Annotated in this window: 14 protein-coding genes and 1 pseudogene; 4 read left to right on the top strand and 11 right to left on the bottom strand. The window is 64.0% G+C overall.

Annotated elements, in window-relative coordinates; all coding sequences use genetic code 11:
• Nucleotides 1-114 precede the first annotated feature (114 nt).
• The 4 genes from WN73_RS16895 to WN73_RS16880 all read right to left on the bottom strand — a co-directional run bounded on the left by WN73_RS16895 (nucleotide 115) and on the right by WN73_RS16880 (nucleotide 6,118).
• Nucleotides 115-1,554, bottom strand: a complete 1,440-nt coding sequence (locus WN73_RS16895) for a nickel-dependent hydrogenase large subunit (RefSeq protein WP_271553877.1) — start codon at nucleotides 1,552-1,554, stop codon at nucleotides 115-117.
• Nucleotides 1,551-2,567 (bottom strand): HupU protein, encoded by a 1,017-nt coding sequence (locus WN73_RS16890; protein WP_271553875.1) that lies wholly within the window; start codon nucleotides 2,565-2,567, stop codon nucleotides 1,551-1,553. The genes WN73_RS16895 and WN73_RS16890 overlap by 4 nt, the downstream gene beginning before the upstream one ends.
• Before the next feature lie 67 nt (nucleotides 2,568-2,634).
• The gene (locus WN73_RS16885; protein WP_011089683.1) at nucleotides 2,635-3,957 is read right to left on the bottom strand and encodes a DUF3422 domain-containing protein; all 1,323 of its coding nucleotides are present in this window, start codon (nucleotides 3,955-3,957) and stop codon (nucleotides 2,635-2,637) included.
• Between the two features lie 112 nt (nucleotides 3,958-4,069).
• Complete coding sequence (locus tag WN73_RS16880; protein ID WP_271553873.1) at nucleotides 4,070-6,118, bottom strand: methyl-accepting chemotaxis protein; 2,049 nt, start codon at nucleotides 6,116-6,118, stop codon at nucleotides 4,070-4,072.
• Between the two features lie 428 nt (nucleotides 6,119-6,546).
• On the opposite strand from WN73_RS16880, the gene cybH reads away from it, so the two are divergent.
• A complete protein-coding gene (cybH, locus tag WN73_RS16875) occupies nucleotides 6,547-7,272 on the top strand; it encodes a Ni/Fe-hydrogenase, b-type cytochrome subunit (protein WP_271553872.1) in 726 nt (241 codons plus the stop codon).
• Here the strand turns inward: cybH and WN73_RS16870 are convergent, their stop codons facing one another.
• The 3 genes from WN73_RS16870 to modD form a co-directional block, all read right to left on the bottom strand.
• Nucleotides 7,273-9,588: a TonB-dependent receptor gene (locus WN73_RS16870; RefSeq protein ID WP_271553870.1), complete on the bottom strand. Its 2,316-nt coding sequence runs from the start codon at nucleotides 9,586-9,588 to the stop codon at nucleotides 7,273-7,275.
• Nucleotides 9,569-10,714, bottom strand: coding sequence for a HoxN/HupN/NixA family nickel/cobalt transporter (locus WN73_RS16865; protein ID WP_271553868.1), 1,146 nt, complete (start codon nucleotides 10,712-10,714; stop codon nucleotides 9,569-9,571). The genes WN73_RS16870 and WN73_RS16865 overlap by 20 nt, the downstream gene beginning before the upstream one ends.
• Nucleotides 10,715-11,000: 286 nt before the next feature.
• Entirely contained in the window at nucleotides 11,001-11,930 is a 930-nt protein-coding gene (gene modD, locus WN73_RS16860; protein WP_271553867.1) for a ModD protein, read from the bottom strand.
• 235 nt (nucleotides 11,931-12,165) lie between these two features.
• Here modD and WN73_RS16855 point away from each other — a divergent pair.
• Together WN73_RS16855 and WN73_RS16850 are read left to right on the top strand one after the other, a co-directional pair.
• Nucleotides 12,166-12,318 (top strand): annotated as a pseudogene (locus WN73_RS16855) (molybdate ABC transporter substrate-binding protein); the annotation flags it as partial.
• An 11-nt stretch (nucleotides 12,319-12,329) separates the two neighbouring features.
• The gene (locus WN73_RS16850) at nucleotides 12,330-12,491 is read left to right on the top strand and encodes a hypothetical protein (RefSeq protein ID WP_271553893.1); all 162 of its coding nucleotides are present in this window, start codon (nucleotides 12,330-12,332) and stop codon (nucleotides 12,489-12,491) included.
• Here WN73_RS16850 and WN73_RS16845 read toward each other — a convergent pair whose 3' ends face one another.
• Nucleotides 12,492-13,331 (bottom strand): SDR family NAD(P)-dependent oxidoreductase, encoded by an 840-nt coding sequence (locus tag WN73_RS16845; RefSeq protein WP_271553866.1) that lies wholly within the window; start codon nucleotides 13,329-13,331, stop codon nucleotides 12,492-12,494.
• 316 nt (nucleotides 13,332-13,647) lie between these two features.
• Here WN73_RS16845 and WN73_RS16840 point away from each other — a divergent pair, with 316 nt between their 5' ends.
• Nucleotides 13,648-14,484, top strand: a complete 837-nt coding sequence (locus WN73_RS16840) for a xanthine dehydrogenase (protein ID WP_271553864.1) — start codon at nucleotides 13,648-13,650, stop codon at nucleotides 14,482-14,484.
• A gap of 885 nt (nucleotides 14,485-15,369) precedes the next feature.
• Here WN73_RS16840 and WN73_RS16835 read toward each other — a convergent pair.
• The 3 genes from WN73_RS16835 to WN73_RS16825 all read right to left on the bottom strand — a co-directional run bounded on the left by WN73_RS16835 (nucleotide 15,370) and on the right by WN73_RS16825 (nucleotide 18,939).
• On the bottom strand, nucleotides 15,370-16,638 hold the full coding sequence (locus WN73_RS16835) for an adenylate/guanylate cyclase domain-containing protein (RefSeq protein ID WP_271553863.1): 1,269 nt from the start codon (nucleotides 16,636-16,638) through the stop codon (nucleotides 15,370-15,372).
• A 203-nt stretch (nucleotides 16,639-16,841) separates the two neighbouring features.
• Nucleotides 16,842-17,522, bottom strand: coding sequence for a YoaK family protein (locus WN73_RS16830; protein WP_271553892.1), 681 nt, complete (start codon nucleotides 17,520-17,522; stop codon nucleotides 16,842-16,844).
• A 1-nt stretch (nucleotide 17,523) separates the two neighbouring features.
• Nucleotides 17,524-18,939, bottom strand: coding sequence for an alginate export family protein (locus WN73_RS16825; RefSeq protein ID WP_161533512.1), 1,416 nt, complete (start codon nucleotides 18,937-18,939; stop codon nucleotides 17,524-17,526).
• Nucleotides 18,940-18,950: the final 11 nt, after the last annotated feature.

Below are 18,950 nucleotides of genomic sequence, written 5' to 3'. Positions count from 1 at the left end.
GGAGAGATTCCAGAACGTTGGGTGTTTGAATTGCTCGCAGGAGCGGTACACGAGGATGCTGGAGATACGAGAAGCGGAAACAATTCGATTTGCAGCCGGCAACGAAGTTTCCGGTCAGTGCGCGGTGCACACCATGCAGGGATCGAACGAGCGCACGATGTGCTGGATCGCGACCGCACGTGGGCCGGCGTCGCCGACATCGGTGCCGACCAGCGCCTGCTCCAGCGGGCCGCCGACGTCGAAGGAATCGCGCGGCGAGAAATTCCAGGTGGTCGGCGCGATGATCTGGTAGCGCTCGATCCTACCCTGGCTTACCGCCATCCAGTGCCCGAGACTGCCGCGGGCGGCCTCGACCAGCCCGACATAGCTTCCGTCGGGGATCTCGCGCGCATTGTTGCAGAATGGCTCCGACAAGCGCAGCGCGCGCGTCCACTGCTCCATGGCCAGCGCGATGCGCGCGGTCTCGATCAGCCGCGCGATCACGCGGCTGCGCACGTTGGTGCCGTGCCGCGCGACCAGATCCGTGATCAGCGCCTGACCGGCCACCGTCTGGCGCGCGATCGCGCCGACCTCGATCGGCTGGCCCGACAGCCGCGGCGCCTTGCACCAGCTATAGGCCGCCGGCTTGTCGGGATCCGGAACCGTGCTGCTATGGGCGGGATCCGCGGAGGACTCCCGCATCCAGGCGTGCGAGACGTCCTCGGTGATCTGCGTCAGCGGCAGCGGTTCGATCGTGGCGCGCGGACCGAACAGGCCGCGTGGAAACAACTCGCCGTCGACGCCATGATAGGCGCCGTAGCTCATCATCAAGCCCGTGCCCCGGCCGAGCCCGGTCAACGCAAGACTGTCCGCAAGCCGCAGGAAATGGGCGAAATCGCCGCCGCGGCCGTCGCGCCAGCTATCCAGCTCGTCCGCGGAGGCAATCGCCAGCACATTCTCGAGCGAGTCCGCGAAGACGACACGCTCGAGAAAGCTTCGAAAGGCCGTCGTGATCGACAGCAGCCGGACGCGCTCGCCAAGGTCGATGGCGCGCGTCGTGCCTCCTGGCTGGAACGCGAGGCTATGCGGCCATTTCCCGGCGATGATGCCCATGGTCTCGAGCAGCCGCGCCCGCGCCGGCAGGGCATCGCGCGCTGCGCTGCCGCGGGTTGCTGCAAAGCGCTCGCGCGTCTCCGAGTGCCAGCTGTGCGCCGCATAGGCCTCGCGGGCAAAGTCGGGCATGAAAAAGATATAGAAGTGGGTCAGATGGTCGGCCGCATTCTCCGCCGCATGGGCGATGTTGGTGGCGAGCAGCCCGTTGGGCGCAGCCTCGATCGACATGGCGTCGCGCAGGGCGGCAGCCGCCGCGACCGATTGCGAGACCGAGCAGATGCCGCAGATCCGCGGCGCCAGCGCCAGCGCATCGAGCGGTGGCCGTCCCTCCAGGATCTGCTCAAAACCACGGTAGAGCGGCGCCGTCACCTCGGCGCGCATGACGCGGCCGCTCTCGACGTCGAGGCGGACTTCGAGATCGCCCTCAACACGGTTGAACGGGCCGATCGTGATCCGCGTCATGGCTTGCCCTTGGCCGTCGAACGGCCCGGCGGCACGACGACGTGGTCGGCGGTCGCATTCAGCCGCACGCGCCGCGGCGTCGCCGACTTCGACAATGCCGCGAGCGCGACGAACCAGGCCTTTGGCATGTCAGTCGGCAAACCAACCGGAATGCCGGCGAGCTTGGCGGTCTCCAGGAAGTTCTGCGCCCCTTCGAATCCCGGCGAGGTGCAGGCGATACAGGCATAGCCGCCCTTGGTGCAGGAGCCGCCGCCGTTCCAGGAGCGCTGGTTGCAGTCGCCGACCGCCTGCGTCGCCTTGCAGCCGAGATGCTCCATCAGGCAGCCGCGCTCCGACATCGTCTCGGCGCTCGCCTTGAACTCGTAGAACTCGTTGCGCGAACAGCCGTGATGGGCAAGATGATTGGCGATGAATTTCGGCCGTCCGTAACCGTCGAGATCGGTCGCGGCAAGATCCTTGCTGGTCAGTGCCAGGATGGTTTCCATCATCCAGCCAGGATGCGGCGCGCAACCCGCGACATTGATGACGGGCAGACCGAGTCGCGAACGGAAGCCCGCGCCCAGCGCGCCGCCGCTGTCGGAACCTTCGAACTGCAACCCCACGGCATCGGTCGGGTTCGATCCCGCGGCCGGCACGCCGCCATAGGCGGCGCAGCTTCCGACCGCGATCACGTAGTCGGCGCGCGGCGCGAGATCGAGCATCCAGCGATAGACCGAGCGGTTGGTGCCCGCGAGCATGTTGAAGCGGCCGCTGTCGTTCGGGCCGCGGGCGACGGAGCCTTCCAGCAAGAGCAGATCCAGCTGCACCTTGCCGTCCAGAACGGACTGGAGCACCTCGACCGCTTCCTCGCCCGTCTCTTCGCTCACTGACGGATGCCACAGCAGGTTGATGCCGAACTGCCTCAATTCGTCGAACCAGCCGGAGGCGCCGCTTTCGAGGATCGACATGGTGCAGCCGCCGCAACTGGCTCCCTGCAGCCAAAGCACGTTGGTCGTCCCATCCGATCGGCTCATGGCTCCTCCTTAGCCCGCAAGCATCCGTCGCTCGTAGCACAAGAGCAAGGCTCTGGCTTGAGGGAACTCAATCATGCCCACCCGACGTCGCGCCGTCATGCTTCAAGTGCCGCTGGCGAATCCGGTGCGTGACAATCCAGGTGACGCCGATAGCGACCGGCACGAACAGCGCGGTCGCCAGCGACGGCTCGACATGTACGCCGCCGTCATGCGCGCCCTTGGCAAGATACCCGAACAGGCTGACGACGTAATAGCCGATCGCTGCCACCGACAGGCCCTCGACCGTACTTTGCAGGCGCAATTGCAGCTTGGTGCGCTCGTTCATCGAACGCAAGAGGTCACGATTTTGCTCCTCCAATTCGACGTCGACGCGGGTGCGCAGGAGGTCGGCGGCGCGCGCAAGCTTGATCGACAAATTGGCCTGACGCTCCTCCAGGGCGGCGCAGGTCCGCATAGCCGGCGCCATCCGGCGGGCGAGAAACGACGACCAGGTCGGATAGCCTGCGATCTCGCCGCCTTCGATCACCCCAAGTCGAGCCTGCACGATGTCGTAATAGGCCCGGCTGGCCCCGAACCTGAACAGGCTGCCGGCGGCGCCGCGCTCGAGCGAGGCGGCGAGCGCGGTCAACTCGGTCAGAAGGTGATTGTTGAGCTTGAGGCCCTCCGCACCCTGCATCTCCTCGAGCACCTCGACCAGTCGGCGCCCGATGTGATCGACCGATGGTGCGAGTTCGAGCGCAGCCGGCAAGCCGAGCAGCGCCAGCGTGCGATAGGTCTCGATCTCCAGCACGCGCTGCACCAGAGCGCCCAAGCGGCCCGGCGACAGGCCGTCGTTGCAGATGAGGATGCGAACAAAACCATGGTCGTCCGCGCGAAAGTCGGAGGCGACCACGGCAGATCCGCTGCGGACCGCCGCCATCGCGAGGCTGCCTCGTTCGAAAACCTCCTGGGCACGCTCCAGCGCCGCCGAGGTTTGCTCGACCCCGAGCTTGACCGCGACCAGCAATTGGCCGGACTGCGACAGGGAGCGTATCAATGCGGCGGGCCCATCGCCGATCTCGCCGAAACTCCGAGCGGACGTATCCGCGTTGCCGAGGATCCAGGTAAAGGTGGTGAACTCCGAGTGCTGCTCCCAGCGCAGCTGGATCGCGCCGATAGCGACCTGATGATGTTTCGTTCCTTCATCCGGCGGCTCCTGCCCGTGCGACGTGCAGAACGCGACGAACTTCTGCCGATTGGCGGCGGCAACCTCGCCCTGGCTGAGAAAGGCAAAGCGCAGCACGGTGAGCGGCGCCGTCAGCCGGGTGAACGGGCGGGCATGCACCTCGCCCAGCACCGCACCGCGCTGCGGGTGCAGCTCAAAACCGGCGAGATCGAGGTCACGGTTCATCGGTGGTCCCTTGGGTAGGCGCTCTCAGGCCGCGGTGTACCGCGAACCTCGCCATTCACTACCACAACACACCCATGCTCTTGCAATCACCCGTTGGCAGGATAGGCCGACCTCAGGCTGCGGCAACATTGGCCATGAAACCGTCGAGCTCGACGCGCAGGCGCTGGCTGGCCTCGGTCGGGCCGCGGGCCGATTGCAGCACGGCGGAGGCGGCCGCGCCGGTCTCGGTTGCCTCGCGATTGACCTGTTCGAGATTGGTCGAGACCTGACCGGTACCGGAGGCCGCATGCTGGGCGCTGCGCGCGATCTCCTGCGTCGTCGCCGTCTGCTGATCGACGGCGGTCGCGATCGAGCCTGATATCGACGAGATCTCCCCGATCGTGCCGGCGATCGTCCTGATCGCCGCGATCGATTCACCCGTCGCCTGCTGCATGCCCTGGATGTGCGCGCCGATCTCCTCCGTGGCGCGCGCCGTCTGACTGGCGAGCGATTTCACCTCAGAGGCCACCACCGCAAAACCGCGGCCGGCATCGCCTGCACGCGCCGCTTCGATCGTGGCGTTGAGCGCCAGCAGATTGGTCTGCTCCGCGACCGCCGTGATCAGTTTTACGACGTCGCCGATCCGGTGCGAGGCCTCGGACAATGCGGCAATGCGCACGTCCGTGTCCCGCGCCTGTTGCACCGCACTTTCCGAGATGTCGTTGGAGTTGCGCACCTGTGAGCGAATCTCGTTGATCGAAAGCGACAGTTCCTCGGCGGCGGCGGCGACCGAACGGATGCTGCCGACCGCTTCCCGGGAAGCGCCAGCCACCGCTGTCGTCAAGTCGCCGGTCGCTTCCGCATTGCGCGACAGCGTCGAGGCGGCGGCTTCCAGTTGCCGGGCCGAGCTCGATATGTCGTTGACGATGTCGCCGACCGCGGTCTCGAACGTGCCGGCAAATCGCGTCAGCTCCGAACGGCGAAGCTCCGCTGCCGACCTGTTGCGCTCCTCGATCTCGGCCGCCTCCCGCTCGGTGCGCTCGATCGCCTGGCGCTTGAACATCTCGACGGCGCCGGCCATTTTGCCGACCTCGTCGCGGCGGCCGAGGCCCGGCAGCACGATCTCGTGCCTGCCGCGGGCGAGCTCCGTCATGGCAGCGCACATGGCGATCACGGGACGCGCAATGCCGCGTCCGACAGCGAAGGACAGCACGAGGCCGATGGCGATCGATGCCAGCGCCAGCGCCACTACGACCGACTGGCCGCTGGCGATCTGCTCCGACGTCTTCTTTTCAGCCTCGGCCTGCTCGGCCAGTGCCACGCGCTTGAGCGAGCTCGCCGCCCCCGACAGGCCATGGCGCAGCTTCCACATGCTTTCCACGAGGCGGTCGATTTCCTGCGCGGACGCCACGACGCGTGCGACGCTTTCGCCATAGAAGGCGAGACGATCGGCAAGCGCCTTCTCGCCGATGGCGTCCATCGAGCGCAACGCGCCGCGATCGACCAGGCGCTTGATCGTCTCGAGGCGTTGCGCGGCGGCCTGCGCCAGCGCGTCATCATGGCGCTTCAGCTCGGCGGTTGCGAGCAGATCAACGACCTCAAAGCGGTTGAGCGCGCCTCCGATTTCATCAGCATCGCCGGGCGATGCCTTCGCATCCGCAAGGATGGATTTGATCGCACGCGACTGATCTTCCATCACGGTACCCGACCGGCTGATCTCCGACCGCAAGGCCAGCACTTTGTTGAAGGCGTCGGTATAGGCGCGATAGGCCTCGAACAGCTCCTTGATGGACTGCTGCCAGCTCAAGGTGGAGGTCTCGGTCTTGGCCGCGGTAATGGTTCCTTCCAGCCTTCGCCTCGCCTCCTCGGCCGCAGATTCCGCCTCCCTGGTGCCAGCCATCGCGAAATAGCGCGCGTTGCTCTGATAGGCGGACAGGGAACTGTCGATCTCGCGCGCGTAGTCGGACTCTGACATGCTAACCCGGTAGACACCGAAGCCGTCGAGGATCTTCTCATAGCCGAACCAGGCGCCGGCCATGGTGACGGCCGACAGCAGCAGCACGACCGCAAAGCCGATCATGATCTTTGCCCGGATCGACACGTTGGCGAAGACCGGCTCGCTCTTGGGAAGACTCATGGCGGCGGCGTTCATTCGCCCATGGCCGTGAAACAGGTCTGACATCGACTGCCCATCCCGGGCAAAAACGCGTGCAACGAAGCTCAGATTCATTTCGCAATACCCGTTCTCGGAAAGCTCGCAATGATGCGACGATGCGGCCACTCCCCTAATCATCGGTAAATCGAAAACTGTTGCTCCGCAGCGAACGAAGCCTCCAACGCGGCGACGCTCAGCGTTGCGCCGCGTGCAAATTGAACGACCGCGCCGCTTGCGATGAAGAAACCGCAAGCAGTTTCAAGCAAGGCCTGAAAGGCGAATTTCCAGCATGAGATAAAACATGTTTCCATTTCGACGCATCGTGCGGCGCATCAAGCGCTGTACGAATTTTTTTCGCGGCGGGGATTTTGCAAGAGAGCGCGCGCGATATTGTCGGAAAGGGTGAGCTGATTCGTTTGTTCCTGCGTCGGATCGCTTTTGGGCAGGAGCAATCGATGACTGGGATTTCCGAGATTCCCGGCACGCTCGATGCGATCGGCGCCGCGGGAACGAGCCGCCAATCGATCTATGTGTACGAAGCGCCGGTGCGGATCTGGCATTGGCTCAATGCCGCGCTCATCACCATGCTCGTGATCACCGGTTATCTGATCGCCTCGCCGCTGCCGTCGATGCCGGGAGAGGCTTCCAACTGGTACACAATGGGCTATATCCGCTTCATTCATTTCGCGTCGGGACAGGCGCTTGCCGTTGCCTTCCTCTATCGCATCTACTGGGCGATCGTCGGCAACGCTTATGCACGGCAACTCTTCGCGCTGCCGTTCTACAACCGGATCTGGCGCTGGGGTTTTCTATACGAGCTGCGCTGGTATCTCTTCCTGGTGCGCTACCCGAAGAAATATGTCGGCCATAACCCACTCGCCAATACCGCGATGTTCCTGTTCATCCTCGCGATGGTCGGGATGATCATGACCGGATTTGCCCTTTATGCCGAGGGCGCTGGCATCGACAGCCTGTGGTATCGTTTCTTCGGCTGGGTGTTCAAGATCTTGCCGAACAGCCAGGACGTCCACACCATCCATCATCTCGGCATGTGGTTCATCGTGGTGTTCGTCATCCTGCACATCTACGCCGCGCTGCGCGAAGAAATCATGTCGCGCCAGAGCATGCTGTCCGCCATCATCACCGGCGAGCGCACCTTTCGCGACTCCCGACCTGACTAGCTAGAACGTCCCCGCGACCGTCAAGCGGAACGACAGCGGCTCGACCGGATGCAGCACGTAATCCATCACTCCGTTCCGGCAGACCGCGGCGGGCGCAACGCCGCCGGTGCAGAGATTGTACAGCGCGTCGGTCTTGAGCAACGAACCATAGGCATAGGTAATCTGGTTCGCTCTTGCGTCGAACAGATTGAGCACGTCGAGCTGGATGCGCCAGCCATTGTCAGCGCGGTAGCCGAGGCGGCCATTGAAGATGCCGGTCGCTGACGAGCGGAACGCATTGTCTTCCGTCAGCGGGCTCGCCGCCAGATAGCGCCAGCGCAATGATCCGAACCAGCCGGTCTTTTCGCCGAGCGTGATGCCGGCGGACGCCACCATCGGCGGCGCGTTCGGAATGTAGTTGCCGGGCGCGTTGCCGATCTGCACCTCCGGATAGCCGGCGAGCGCGGCGTAGACCTCCGCCTGGTCGCTGTCATATCCGCGAAAGCGCGCATGGGTCATCGCCAGATCGGCGTCGATGTCGATCCAGGATCGCGGCCGGTAATGGTTGGTCCACTCGAAGCCATAGCGGCGGCTGGCGCGGGTCGCCTCGGTGTTGCCGGCATCGCCGGAGAACAGGATCTCGGAATCCTGGTCGAGGATGAAGACGCTGAACGAGGTGTCGAGGCCGGGAATGATCCTGCTGCGAACGCCGACCTCAGCGCCCCTGGTGCGCACCAGCAGCGGCGACGGCGAGAGCTTTGTGGCGGGATCGCTGGGGTCTTCCGTCGTGGTGGCGCCGCGGGCGTCGTTCGAGTGCATGCCGTAGCCTGCGCCGAGGAAGAATTCGGTCTGGTTGATGGGACCGAGCACCATCCGGAATTTCGGGCTGCCGAGCGAGACATCAGCGTGGCCGGAGTTGTTGGAATTGAACAGCGAGATGACGTTGGCGGCATAATAGTCACCGCGCCAGCCGACGGTGGTCCGAAGCCAATCGGTCCAGCGCAGGGTATTTTCGGCGTAGACGCCGACGCTGCCTTCGCCGACCTTGTCGCTGCGGACGCTGGAGAGGTAGCTGCGCTGGACCGTGTTGGTCAGCGCCAGATCAATCGCGTCATAGCGCGATTGCAGGCCGAGCGTGGTCTGCATCGGCAGGCCCGCAAACGAGCCGTTCAGCGTGCGGGAGATGTTGGCGCCGGCCATCAGGCGGTCGTCGTGCTGGTGGAACTGGTCGCCGAGCACGGGATCGCTGAGGAAATAGGTGAAGTTGTTGAAAAGATCGAGCTGACTCTTCACGACATAGGCATTGGCCTTCCATGAGCCGAGATCGTCGCTCTGCGCGACGCGGCCCGAGAGCGCGAAGCGGTTGGTGTTTCCGCCGTCGGTCGGGTCTTCCGAGCCGAACCGGTCGAGAAAGCTGCTCGTTATCGCGCGCTGCGGCACCTGGTCGGTGGAATTCCATTTGCTCGCATAGGCCATGCCGGTGACGGTCAGGCCATCCGTCGCGGTGCCCTGGCTAAAACGCACGAGACCGTTGAGCTTGCGCACATTGTCCGGATTGTCCCAGGGACCGTTGTAGGCGCCGATCTCGCCGGCGACGAGCAGCGTCCCGTCGCCAACCTTGGCGGAGTCCGTGCCGAGCAGGCGGCGATAGCCAAAACTGCCGGCGGTTACCTGTGCAAGGCCCTTCTCGGTGCGGTCGATCAAGCCGATGCGCACGCTGCCGACGGAGGCGAAATCGCTCTCGTCGGCGAAGTACGGGCCCTTGCGCACGTCCATCGCGCTGATGGTCTCCGGGATCAGCCAGTTGAGATCGGCATAGCCCTGGCCGTGCGCGTGGGTGCGCATGTTGACGGGGACGTCGTCGACATAGATTGCGAGATCGGTGCCGTGGTCGAGATTATAGCCGCGCAGAAAATACTGGTTGGCTTTGCCCTCGCCGGAATGCTGGGTCAAGATCAGCCCCGGCACGGCTTCGAGCACCTCGCCCGGCCGTGTGAAGGGGCGCGCGTTGAGCTCTTCACCGGAGACGGTGAGCGCGCTGGCCATGCCCGGCGGCCCCTCTGGGCCGGAGGCGACGCTGTGGGTGCCCGACGCCGGCGCTGCTGCCGGATACACAAAGATCCGATGACCGGCCCGTGTCGATGTGCCGGCGTGCCGCGACACGGGCGGCCGCTTGTGACCCGGTGTCTGGCCGGCAAAAATCTGGACCGGCGGCAGTTCGCGCAGGCCGCCATCGCTCTGTGCGAAGGCGTTGCCGTCAACCACGAGGAGCCAGAGGGCTGAGAGCACCGTCAGCGGACCGCAGCGTCGGCAAGACTCAGACCGCCTCGGTCGCATCAGCGCATTCCAGGACTTCCGTGTCGGCAAGGCCCGAGCTGCCCGCAATTAGGCGGCGGTAGAGCACGATCGAGAGCAGCCAGGCGATCGCGAACAACGCGATCACGGCGAGGCCGACATTGGCGAGCGACTCGTTGAGGGCGTCGACCAGCGTCCACACACCGCCGGAGAGATCGAGCCGGTTGCCGATCAAGCCCAGTGCCTCAATGCCGCCGATGAACAGCGCGACCGCGACGGAAGCGCCCGTAATGGTGAGGTTGTACCAGAGCTTTCGCATGGGATCGACGAAGGCCCAGCGATAAGCGCTGACCATCAGCGTCGAGTCCGCGGTGTCGACCAGTGCCATGCCGGCGGCGAACAGCGCGGGAAAGACCATGACGTCGGCGAGCGAAGCGCCGCGCGCGGCCTCAGAGGCGGAGATGCTGAGCAGGCCGATCTCAGTTGCAGTGTCGAAACCGAGCCCGAACAGGAAGCCGAGCGGATACATGTGCCAGGGTTTTGTCACCAGGCGGAACATGGGGCCGAGCAAGCGCACCAGGATACCGCGATGAGCGAGCAATACGTCGAGCCCGGCGGCGTCACGAATGCCCTGCTCGCGCGCCTTGCGAAAGGTCCGCCACAGGCTGGCGAAGATGGCGAGGTTAATGGCCGCAATCACCAGCAGGAACAGCGCCGACACCGAGGTGCCTATGAAGCTGCCGATCTCTTTGAGCAGGCCGTCACCGCCAAGGCTCACCACGCCGAGCGCGAGGAGCATGGTCGCGACCACGACCACGCTGGAATGGCCGAGCGCGAAATAGAGGCCGGCCGATCGCGGCGTACCGCCCGCCTGCATCAGGCTGCGCACGACGTTGTCGATGGCCGCGATGTGATCGGCATCCACAGCGTGGCGCAGGCCGAACACCCAGGCGAGCAGCGCGGTCGCCATCACCACAGGCCGGTCGGCGAACAGCGCGAAAGCCCAGGCCCATGCGACGATGTTGGCGGTGATAAGCCCACCGAAGAGAACAGCGGGACCGGCACAGGAAGCAGTCCGAGACCGTTCGCTCCGTCGATGCGCATTGGCCAAGATCAGCACTCCCCCCGTATGATCTTTTTCTAAACCCGTCATACTGAAGGGCAACATTCGGGCCAGACAGCGGTCCTCCGCGGACGCGCTTCGCAATTGGACGCAAGCTAATGTCTTCAAAGAAGAAACGGTCTCAGCCGTATTCTTGAGGTTTTAAGACTGCAATGCGCGCCCCGGAAACCAAGTAGCCAATAGCGCAAACATAGTTTGACACTCATAGCGAACGATTGGCAGCACCCGCTAAGGCGGTCCTTGCCCATGCAGCATAGCGCAACGAGAGTGCGTCAGAGGAAGGAGATCGAGGCCTTCCAGCCTGAAGTACCATTGAACGAGGAGAGTATGCTCACGCTCGCAGGCGGTTTGTGTCACCAGGCGTTGAATTTACCTGACAGTGCGCATGAAGAGAGGACACCTTGTCATCGGTAGTCGCGATCCGCACCTGCACATCCTTCGGTTTCGCAAGATAGGGCGATGAAGTCACCAGGATATCGGCCCCAGCCTCTGCGTAGGCCGCGGCATTAGCCGCATTGACTCCGCCGGCGGCGGCGATGATGGGACGTTCGCGCGTATACGCCATCACGGCTACGCGCTTGACTAACGCAGCGACCTCGGCCGGCGAAAACTTCTCGGCCTGGATCACGTCGAAGCCGGCGACCGCTGCGGCAAGTGCGGCATCAGCGGTCTTCACCTCGATCACGAGCTTCTTCTCTGGCGCCGCCCGGCGCAACCGCTCAACCGTCTGAAACAGCGGCTGTTGGCCAAGAAAGGCCCGGTGCTCGGGAAAGACCAGCACCGTCTCCGAGAGGCCGAGCCGGTGCATCACGGCCCCGCCGGCCTTCACGGCCGCCACAGCAAAGCGCTTGGTACCCGGCACGTTCTTGCGCGTACAGGCAACCGGAATATTTGGTGCGACCGCCCTTGCCGCGTCGACGATGGCGCGGGTCTCGCTGGCCACGCCTGACCAGATCTCGATCAAGGTCTGCGCCACCTTCCAGCTCTTGAGCAGCGCCGCGGCCGGACCGCACGCTTCAAGGATCGGCGCGCCCTGCTGCAGCGCCGAGCCGGATGCGGCACAAAGGTCGACGCTGCAGCCAGACAGCTCGATGATTTTGGCGGCATCCTCGGCGAGCGCGAGCACCATCGGCGCGCGCGCGGAAAGACGCATGACGCCGTCAACTGCGCCGATCCCCAGTGCCTCGGTGGTAAGATCACCGTATGGAACGTCGTCTTCCAGTAAACGTTCGAGCTCGGCACGCGATGCAACGGTAGCCATATTGTGCTTCCCTTCGATCGTGTCAGCTTGCCGACCACATTGTCGGAAATCCGACACAGATAGTCAGTCCCGCCGCGGCACTGGGCGGAAACCCCGCTCTTTCAACGCCCGTTCCTGCAAGGCGCACACCAAGCTTCGTCCCCGCATCCGGCACGCCGATTGCTGAGCCTGCAATGGCCGGCGCCTCGCAGCAATCGGGCTTTGCGGAAGCGGTTGCCGTCCGTTGGAGTTCATCATGGGACTGTTTCGCTCGATCGCCTTCGTTGCGGGCCTGCTGCTCGCATCCGCGCCGGCGCAAGCCGCGCAGACTAACGTCGCCGTGGCTGCCAACTTCACCGAAGCCGCGAAGGAGATCGCAGCCATCTTCAAGCAAAAGACGGGACACGAGTCGCGCCCAACTTGTCGGCACTGCTGCAAAAAGATTCCATGGCGCCTGCACGCTTTGTCATCCACTTCGCGGAATTCACCATCGAAATGCGCGACACGCTCGAGATCGGGTTCATCGCATTGATCCAGCGCAAATCCGCGAGAATTTTTCCGGGACCAGCTGCTGCCGTCTGATCATACATGCTGCCCTCCGTTGATCGGTACTTCGGCACCCGTAACGTAGCTGGCCGCATCCGAGCACAGGAAGAAGATCACCTTCGCAACCTCTTCCGGCGTGCCCACGCGATGCAGGGGGATGATCGGTGCCAATTTGGCCTCGGTCTCCGGCGACAGAATGTCCGTCTTGATCTCGCCGGGGGCAATGGCGTTGACGCGAATTCCGAACGGCGCGTAGTCGTGCGCCATTTCGCGGGTCAGGCACGCGAGCGCGGCCTTCGACGTCGCATAGGCGGTGCCGGCAAACGGATGCACCCGGGAGCCCACGATCGACGTGACGTTGACGATCGAGCCGGCGGCCCGCTTCAGCTCGTCGGCGAGGCCCTGCGCAAACAGGACCGGCGCGAGCAGGTTGACGTGGAACACGCTCATCCAGGTTTCGACCGGCGTCGTCAGCGAATTCAACCGCGCGCCGTCAGCGGCCTTTGGCGAAATGCCGGCGTTGTTGATCAGTGCATGCAGCGGACCGCCGTTGAGCCGCTCCTTGATCTCGGCGACGACGCGCGGCAGCGCGCGATGGTCGCTCAATTCCACCTGCACATGATCGTCGGCCCCCGCATCCCAGGGACAACGGCCACCGTCGAACGGTTGCCGGGAACATGTGACGATCCGCCAGCCGGCTTCGGAGAACAGCTTTCCCGTCGCATGCCCGATGCCCCGGGACGCGCCGGTCAGCACCAGCGTCTTCCGTTCACCGGCTTCCGCACGCGACTTGTCGCCGTGAAACGGACACAGGGCGACATCGGGCGCCGGCGCGCCACCCGGCGCACCGTCGCGATCCAGCAGATCGAGCGTCACCTCAACTCCTCACTGCGTCCAACAGGCGCCATCGGATTCAACCGCAAGCAACTTTGCAGGAATCGGGCCACGCCCTGTCGCCCAATCGCTGCGGTTTTCGCGGCTCGATGTCGGCTTCGCGACACGCTGGAAGGTTTGCAACACGCGCGCGTGCGCTTTCGCACTAAGCGGCGACGTCATCACGCGTTTCCGCTTTCTGAACGTTGGCCGGCAGTTGCGCGCTGTTTTTCAATCGTTCCAAATGGCCCGGCTCTTGCTCTTCACGTTGCAAGCTTGATCGCGCCTTGCTGCACCTTCCCTGCAACCGTGGTTTCAGATGCCCCAGCCGAACGACCACCGACTCTTTGTCGTCATCCTCGGTACCAACGAGATCGCATCCGCGATCGGCATCCAGCTCGTGCGCGCCGGACATTGCGTGGTGCTGTCGCACGACCCGGATCCACCGGTGATCCGGCGCAAGATGGCCTTTCACGATGCCCTCTTCACCGACACCGTGCAGCTCGAGGACGTCGTCGCCGAACGCGTCGACGACGGCGTGCAGGTCCATCAGGCCCTGGGCCGGGCGCCGCAGATCATGGTGACCTGGCTCGGCCTGCTCGACCTGCTTCCGGTCCGTCACATCGACCTCCTGATCGATGCGCGCCTCCAGAAGCGCCGGATCACGCCCGACCTCAGACGACTCGCCGGGCTGGCCATCGGCCTGGGCCCCGGCTTCTCGTCGGACTTCAATTGCGATGTCGCGGTGGAGACCCGGCCCGGCAGGATCGGGCTCGTGACCGACACGCACTGGACCGACGCCGCCGACGGTGTCGCGAGTTCGCTGGGCGATGTCGGCGCGGAACGCTTCGTCTACTCGCAATTCGCCGGACGCTGGCACACGCCGATCGAGATCGGTACCCGCGTCTACAAGGATCTCGTGCTCGGCCATCTCTCCGGCGTTCCCGTGGTTGCGCCGCGCGACGGCATTTTACGCGGCATCGCCCGCGACGGCAGCGAGGTTCCGGCGGGCGTCAAGCTGCTGGAGATAGATCCGCGCGGGCGCGACGCCCAATGGACCGGAACGGACGACCGCGGCCGCGCCATTGCCAACGCGACAGCCGCCGCCGTCAGACTCCATGCGGCACGTCGCATCACGCAACGGAATCCGGCATGATCGTCTGTTCCTGCAACATCATCAGCGATCACGACATCAGGGGCGTCGTTGTATCGACGAACGAAGAGCTTTGCTCAACCGCGCAAATCTACGGTTGCCTCGGATGCAGCGTACGATGCGGGCTTTGCTCGCATTCCGTGCGACAGATCCTTGAGGAGCATTTTCCGCGGGAAATGCAACACTCGAACATCTCGGAAAATACGCCGCGATCGTAGCTTCGGACGTCCCAGCACTCCACCGCCGCTTTGGCGAAGATCCAACTGAAGTCCGATTCGCCGGTTGTCAGGATGGCGAAGCTCGACCTGATTGTCATCGACGGGGAAAGCGGCTGGTCCGGCGCCTGCGACGTAAAACGGGGAAACGGAGAGACGGCCTGAAACACTCGAAAGCCGCTTGAGAGGGACTTGCGCGCGACCCGTCTCGTGCTGGCCTCACATCTTAAGAAGCCCGGACACGATGTCGATCGGGTAGCGAGCGCCGTCATCGACTATCATGGCGGTTCCGGCTTCGCCCGTGACATCTCGCGCGTCGCAGCGAACCGGCAAGACGGGGATTTTCAAGGATTCATCGGGAATATTGGTAGCGGAAGCCCGCTACCGCCTCTCCCCACACGACGCAAATCTGCGATATGTCCTCCGATCGTCCGCCTATCCGACGCCCGAGACTGGCAGCAGAGAAGCCGCTGCGCGAACTTAGTACTGGCACAGCCGCAGAGGTCGACGGCAATCGCCGGGATGAACCGGCAGGCCAACGCGGCCGCCGTCGTCAATAAAGGGTGCCTGTAAGACGACGGGCGGTTCGAAAGCGACAAAGGGCGCTTCGGGAGGTTACCACCATCCCGGGGGCCATTTCTGCTGACGAGCAGCGGCCCGACCGATCAAGTCCTCATCCGGCCAGTCCATACACGGACATCCTGGCGGAAACGCCTCGTAACTGGTGCTCACCGAGATGCTCGACATCATGAGAGAGATGTCGAGCGACGGCTTCCGTCATGAGGAGATCCCGGCCTATCGTCTTGGTGAGCGCTTCCACACGGCAGGCCTCGTTGACGGCGGCGCCGATAACCGTGAAGTCCAAGCGATCCGGAGCACCGATGTTGCCGAAAAAGACCTCACCTTCGTGAAGGACGATGCCGGCCCGCAGCAAGTGGCGACCCTCGGCGTCGGACGCGACACGGATAGTCCGATTGGAAACCTCGAGCCGCGCGATCGCCTCTCTGGCCGCCGAGACGGCCGCGCGCGACGCTTCGGCGACGCCGACCGTTACCGGGAAGACCGCGAGCATACCGTCGCCGATGAACTTGAGGATTTCGCCGCCGTGAACGGCGACGGCGCTCACCATCGTCTCGAAGTAGGCGTTGAGCAGCAGCAGCGTGTCGGCCGGGGCCAGGGCGTCCGACATCTTCGTGAAATTTCTGAGATCCGAGACCCAAATCACGGCGCGGATCGAGTCTCCGGCGCCGCGCTTGATTGCACCTTCGAGCACCCTGGTGGCAGCGCCGTAACCAAGGTAGGCTCCCAACGCGTTTTCGGAGATCTTCAACTCGCTGTGGCGTTGCACATGCAAGGCGAATAGTTTGAAGAGGCGGGTCAAGGACTCTATCTCGACCTCGGCGAAACCGCGGGCCGCTTTCGTCGCGATGGTGACCACGTTACGTGTATCAAGACCAGACAACGGGATCGCCACGTAGTCGGTCATGCCGGCGGCCGCGAGCTCGATCATGATGGGAAATTCCGCCTGCGCCGTCTGCTCATTCGGCCGTCGCCGGATCGTGTCGCCGGTCTCGACGATACGCTGCAACGGATTAAGCCTGTAGGCGTCGGAATCGACCGCGGCGTCAGCAACCCGCACCTCGTCGCAGAAGCCATCGTCGGCGTTCCAGACCCATGCGAATCCGACCAACTGGGGATGGAGCGTGCCGATATGCAGGGTAAGTCGATCGACCGAAGAGTCTGCCGCCTTCATCCGACGGATCAGCTTGACGAGAAGGTCAATCATCTGCCGCTCGACGGAGGCCTCTTCCAGGAGCCAGTTTTCGATCTGGGTGAAACTGTCCGCGATGCCGGCGGCGACAATGATCGGGCCGGCTCTTCGCACGAGCGAGACCGATCGGGGATAGGATCGAGGCGATGGATCGGACGTCTCAGAAGCCATTTCAGTTCCCTCGCGTATCGCCTGCCGCATCTCGACGGCAGACCGGTCTTGATCCCGTCCAGACGGCAGGATCCCATCGTTCCTGCCGACAATGCGGATGCGCCCGCTGCCAGCCGTCGACGGCGACGGTCAAGGTCGACCATCGCGTGCTCCCACCAGGCCATCAGCTCCGGCCCTTCAATTCCGATCGCTCACGCGCCGCGTCACTTCGGCTCGGCGGTGGCCTGGAACACCGCCGGCACAGCAATCAGCGGAGGCAGGACGAAGCACCAGGTCCCGAACTTCGCATAGAGACAAGCGCCGGCTGCGCATCCGAGTGCGAAGGCAGCCACGCTCGCCGTCATCTTGCCAAGCCGCGGTCTGGCGACGGTCAGCACCGAAGCCGGCGCGCCGCGCAAAACGTCTGCGACGTCGATCATGATCTGGGTGGTCGTGCCCGTCATCAAGGTGCTGGGAGGTTCGGTGCCCATATGGATGCGGTGCGCGGCGTTCTGGATGGCCATGGCGGCAACCAATATCATGCCGGTGCAGATCGCCTGCCAGCTGTCGCCTTGGACAAATGGCCCGAAGTAGACGGCACACGCGCCGCCTGCCGCCAGAAGTATCGTCTTGATGGCCAGCATCGAGCGAAAGATCGGCAGTCCCATTGCGGGGAGATAGAAGCTCAGGATTCTGCTGACAACCACGACGAAGCAGAAGACCGGGAGAGCGAGCAGCTTCGCCAGGCCACCGGACGTCCCCAATACCATGGCCGCGCCGAAGGTGACGAAGTTGCCGGTGACGTGCGCAGTGAACAATCCCTGGAGCGCAAGAAAGCCGGCGGTATCGACGAAGCCGGCATTCAGGCTCATGAGGAGCGGAAGCAAAAGTATATTGCGTGGCATGTCACCAACCATATTGAAGCTGGACACCCAGATAATTGCTGGTGTGTCCGCCGGCGCGGATGATCGTGTCGCCGACATCGAAATGCACGGCCTCGATGGCGCCCGTAAGATGATCGTTGAACGCGTAGTCGATGCGAAGCTGACCGTAGGCTCCCGTCCAATTGCTGCCGATCCCGGCGGTGCCCGCTATCGGCACGCTGGGCTGGACGTAGATCGCGTCGGCCGTCGTTTCGCGCCACTGCAAGCCGATCGCTCCCATCACCTTCAGCCGGTCCGCGGGACTGATGGTTATAGAGGGTTTGAGGTGAAGGATGTTCGCATATCCCGCATATCCGGCCAGCGTGAAATAATAGCCATTCGGGAACAGCGGATTGAACGTTCCCAGCGTTCCGTCTCCGGAGCGATGGTCGCCCGATGCAGCGTCGAACTGGAGGCCGATGCGGGGCAGCCAGGGAACACCGGTCAATGTATATCCGATCCGCGTGCCGACGGCCCAGGCACGGATATCCTTCGCTCCCACCTGGCCCGCCTGCCCCATGGCCTCGAGATCCCAGTCGAACTGTTGGGACTTCGCCGCGAATCTCGCATCCAGAACGTGACGGCTTTCGTCGCCCAATGCATCGAGATATCTGGCGCTCTTCCGCTCGTACAGCGAGTAGTAGCCCGACAGCTCGTTGTCACCCATGACCTTCCGCTCGACCCGGAGCGTGCTGAAGCGGAAGTTGTCGTTCGAGGTGTCGTCGAAAGGGCGAACGTCGAAATATTGGACGGGGCGGCTGACAAAGCCGATGAAGCGCCAGACGCCGGTTTCCCAGTCGGCCCAGATCGCATCGAATGATTGTCTGACGTTGGGACCATCCCGCGACGATACGAAGCGCTGCAGGTCGAAGGCGAAGTCCTGTCGTCCGATGCGCGCCTTCAGGGTCCCGCCCGCGAAAATGTTGACGTATTCGAGGAAGGCAAGGCGAAGGTCGGCACGGTCCTGGTCGACAGGGGAGATGCTGAGCTTGTCGAAGGCCCGATCGTCCTCGAGCTGCACGAAGGCGCGCCAGTTCTCGTTGAAATGAATGTCGGCGTGGACCTGCAAACGCTGTATGAGATAGCTGTCCGAGGACGTGTTGCCGGTGCCGAACGCCGCTGCGCTATTGGTCTCGAAGCGTTCGCGCAGCGTCGCCCCCAGCGAGACGTAGCTTTTCGGATCGGTGGCCCAAAGCGGGATGTATTTGAGCCCGTCAAACGGTTCGGTACGCAACCTGGGATCGGCAAGGACCGACCAGTCCTCTGCCCAGCGGTTCGCCTGGATCGCCGGCCGCTTGGAGACCGCAGCGTCCTCGGCCCGCGCGAACCCGACGCCGGCGCCAAGGGTCGCAAGCGTCAGAACGATCCAGAAGTTGCGCATATCGCCCCGTGCCAGCATCGGCGGACGTC

This window comes from Bradyrhizobium sp. CCBAU 45394, assembly GCF_028128655.1.
Classification (GTDB): domain Bacteria; phylum Pseudomonadota; class Alphaproteobacteria; order Rhizobiales; family Xanthobacteraceae; genus Bradyrhizobium; species Bradyrhizobium diazoefficiens.
Note: the sequence above shows the minus strand (reverse complement) of the source record. Positions and strands in the feature narration are given on the sequence as shown.

Coding starts and splice junctions, on each gene's coding strand:
- WN73_RS16895 (WP_271553877.1), bottom strand. CDS start 1,554: ATGACGCGGATCACGATCGGCCCGTTCAACCGTGTTGAGGGCGATCTC.
- WN73_RS16890 (WP_271553875.1), bottom strand. CDS start 2,567: ATGAGCCGATCGGATGGGACGACCAACGTGCTTTGGCTGCAGGGAGCC.
- WN73_RS16885 (WP_011089683.1), bottom strand. CDS start 3,957: ATGAACCGTGACCTCGATCTCGCCGGTTTTGAGCTGCACCCGCAGCGC.
- WN73_RS16880 (WP_271553873.1), bottom strand. CDS start 6,118: ATGTCAGACCTGTTTCACGGCCATGGGCGAATGAACGCCGCCGCCATG.
- cybH (WP_271553872.1), top strand. CDS start 6,547: ATGACTGGGATTTCCGAGATTCCCGGCACGCTCGATGCGATCGGCGCC.
- WN73_RS16870 (WP_271553870.1), bottom strand. CDS start 9,588: ATGCGACCGAGGCGGTCTGAGTCTTGCCGACGCTGCGGTCCGCTGACG.
- WN73_RS16865 (WP_271553868.1), bottom strand. CDS start 10,714: ATGTTGCCCTTCAGTATGACGGGTTTAGAAAAAGATCATACGGGGGGA.
- modD (WP_271553867.1), bottom strand. CDS start 11,930: ATGGCTACCGTTGCATCGCGTGCCGAGCTCGAACGTTTACTGGAAGAC.
- WN73_RS16840 (WP_271553864.1), top strand. CDS start 13,648: ATGCCCCAGCCGAACGACCACCGACTCTTTGTCGTCATCCTCGGTACC.
- WN73_RS16835 (WP_271553863.1), bottom strand. CDS start 16,638: ATGGCTTCTGAGACGTCCGATCCATCGCCTCGATCCTATCCCCGATCG.
- WN73_RS16830 (WP_271553892.1), bottom strand. CDS start 17,522: ATGCCACGCAATATACTTTTGCTTCCGCTCCTCATGAGCCTGAATGCC.
- WN73_RS16825 (WP_161533512.1), bottom strand. CDS start 18,939: ATGCTGGCACGGGGCGATATGCGCAACTTCTGGATCGTTCTGACGCTT.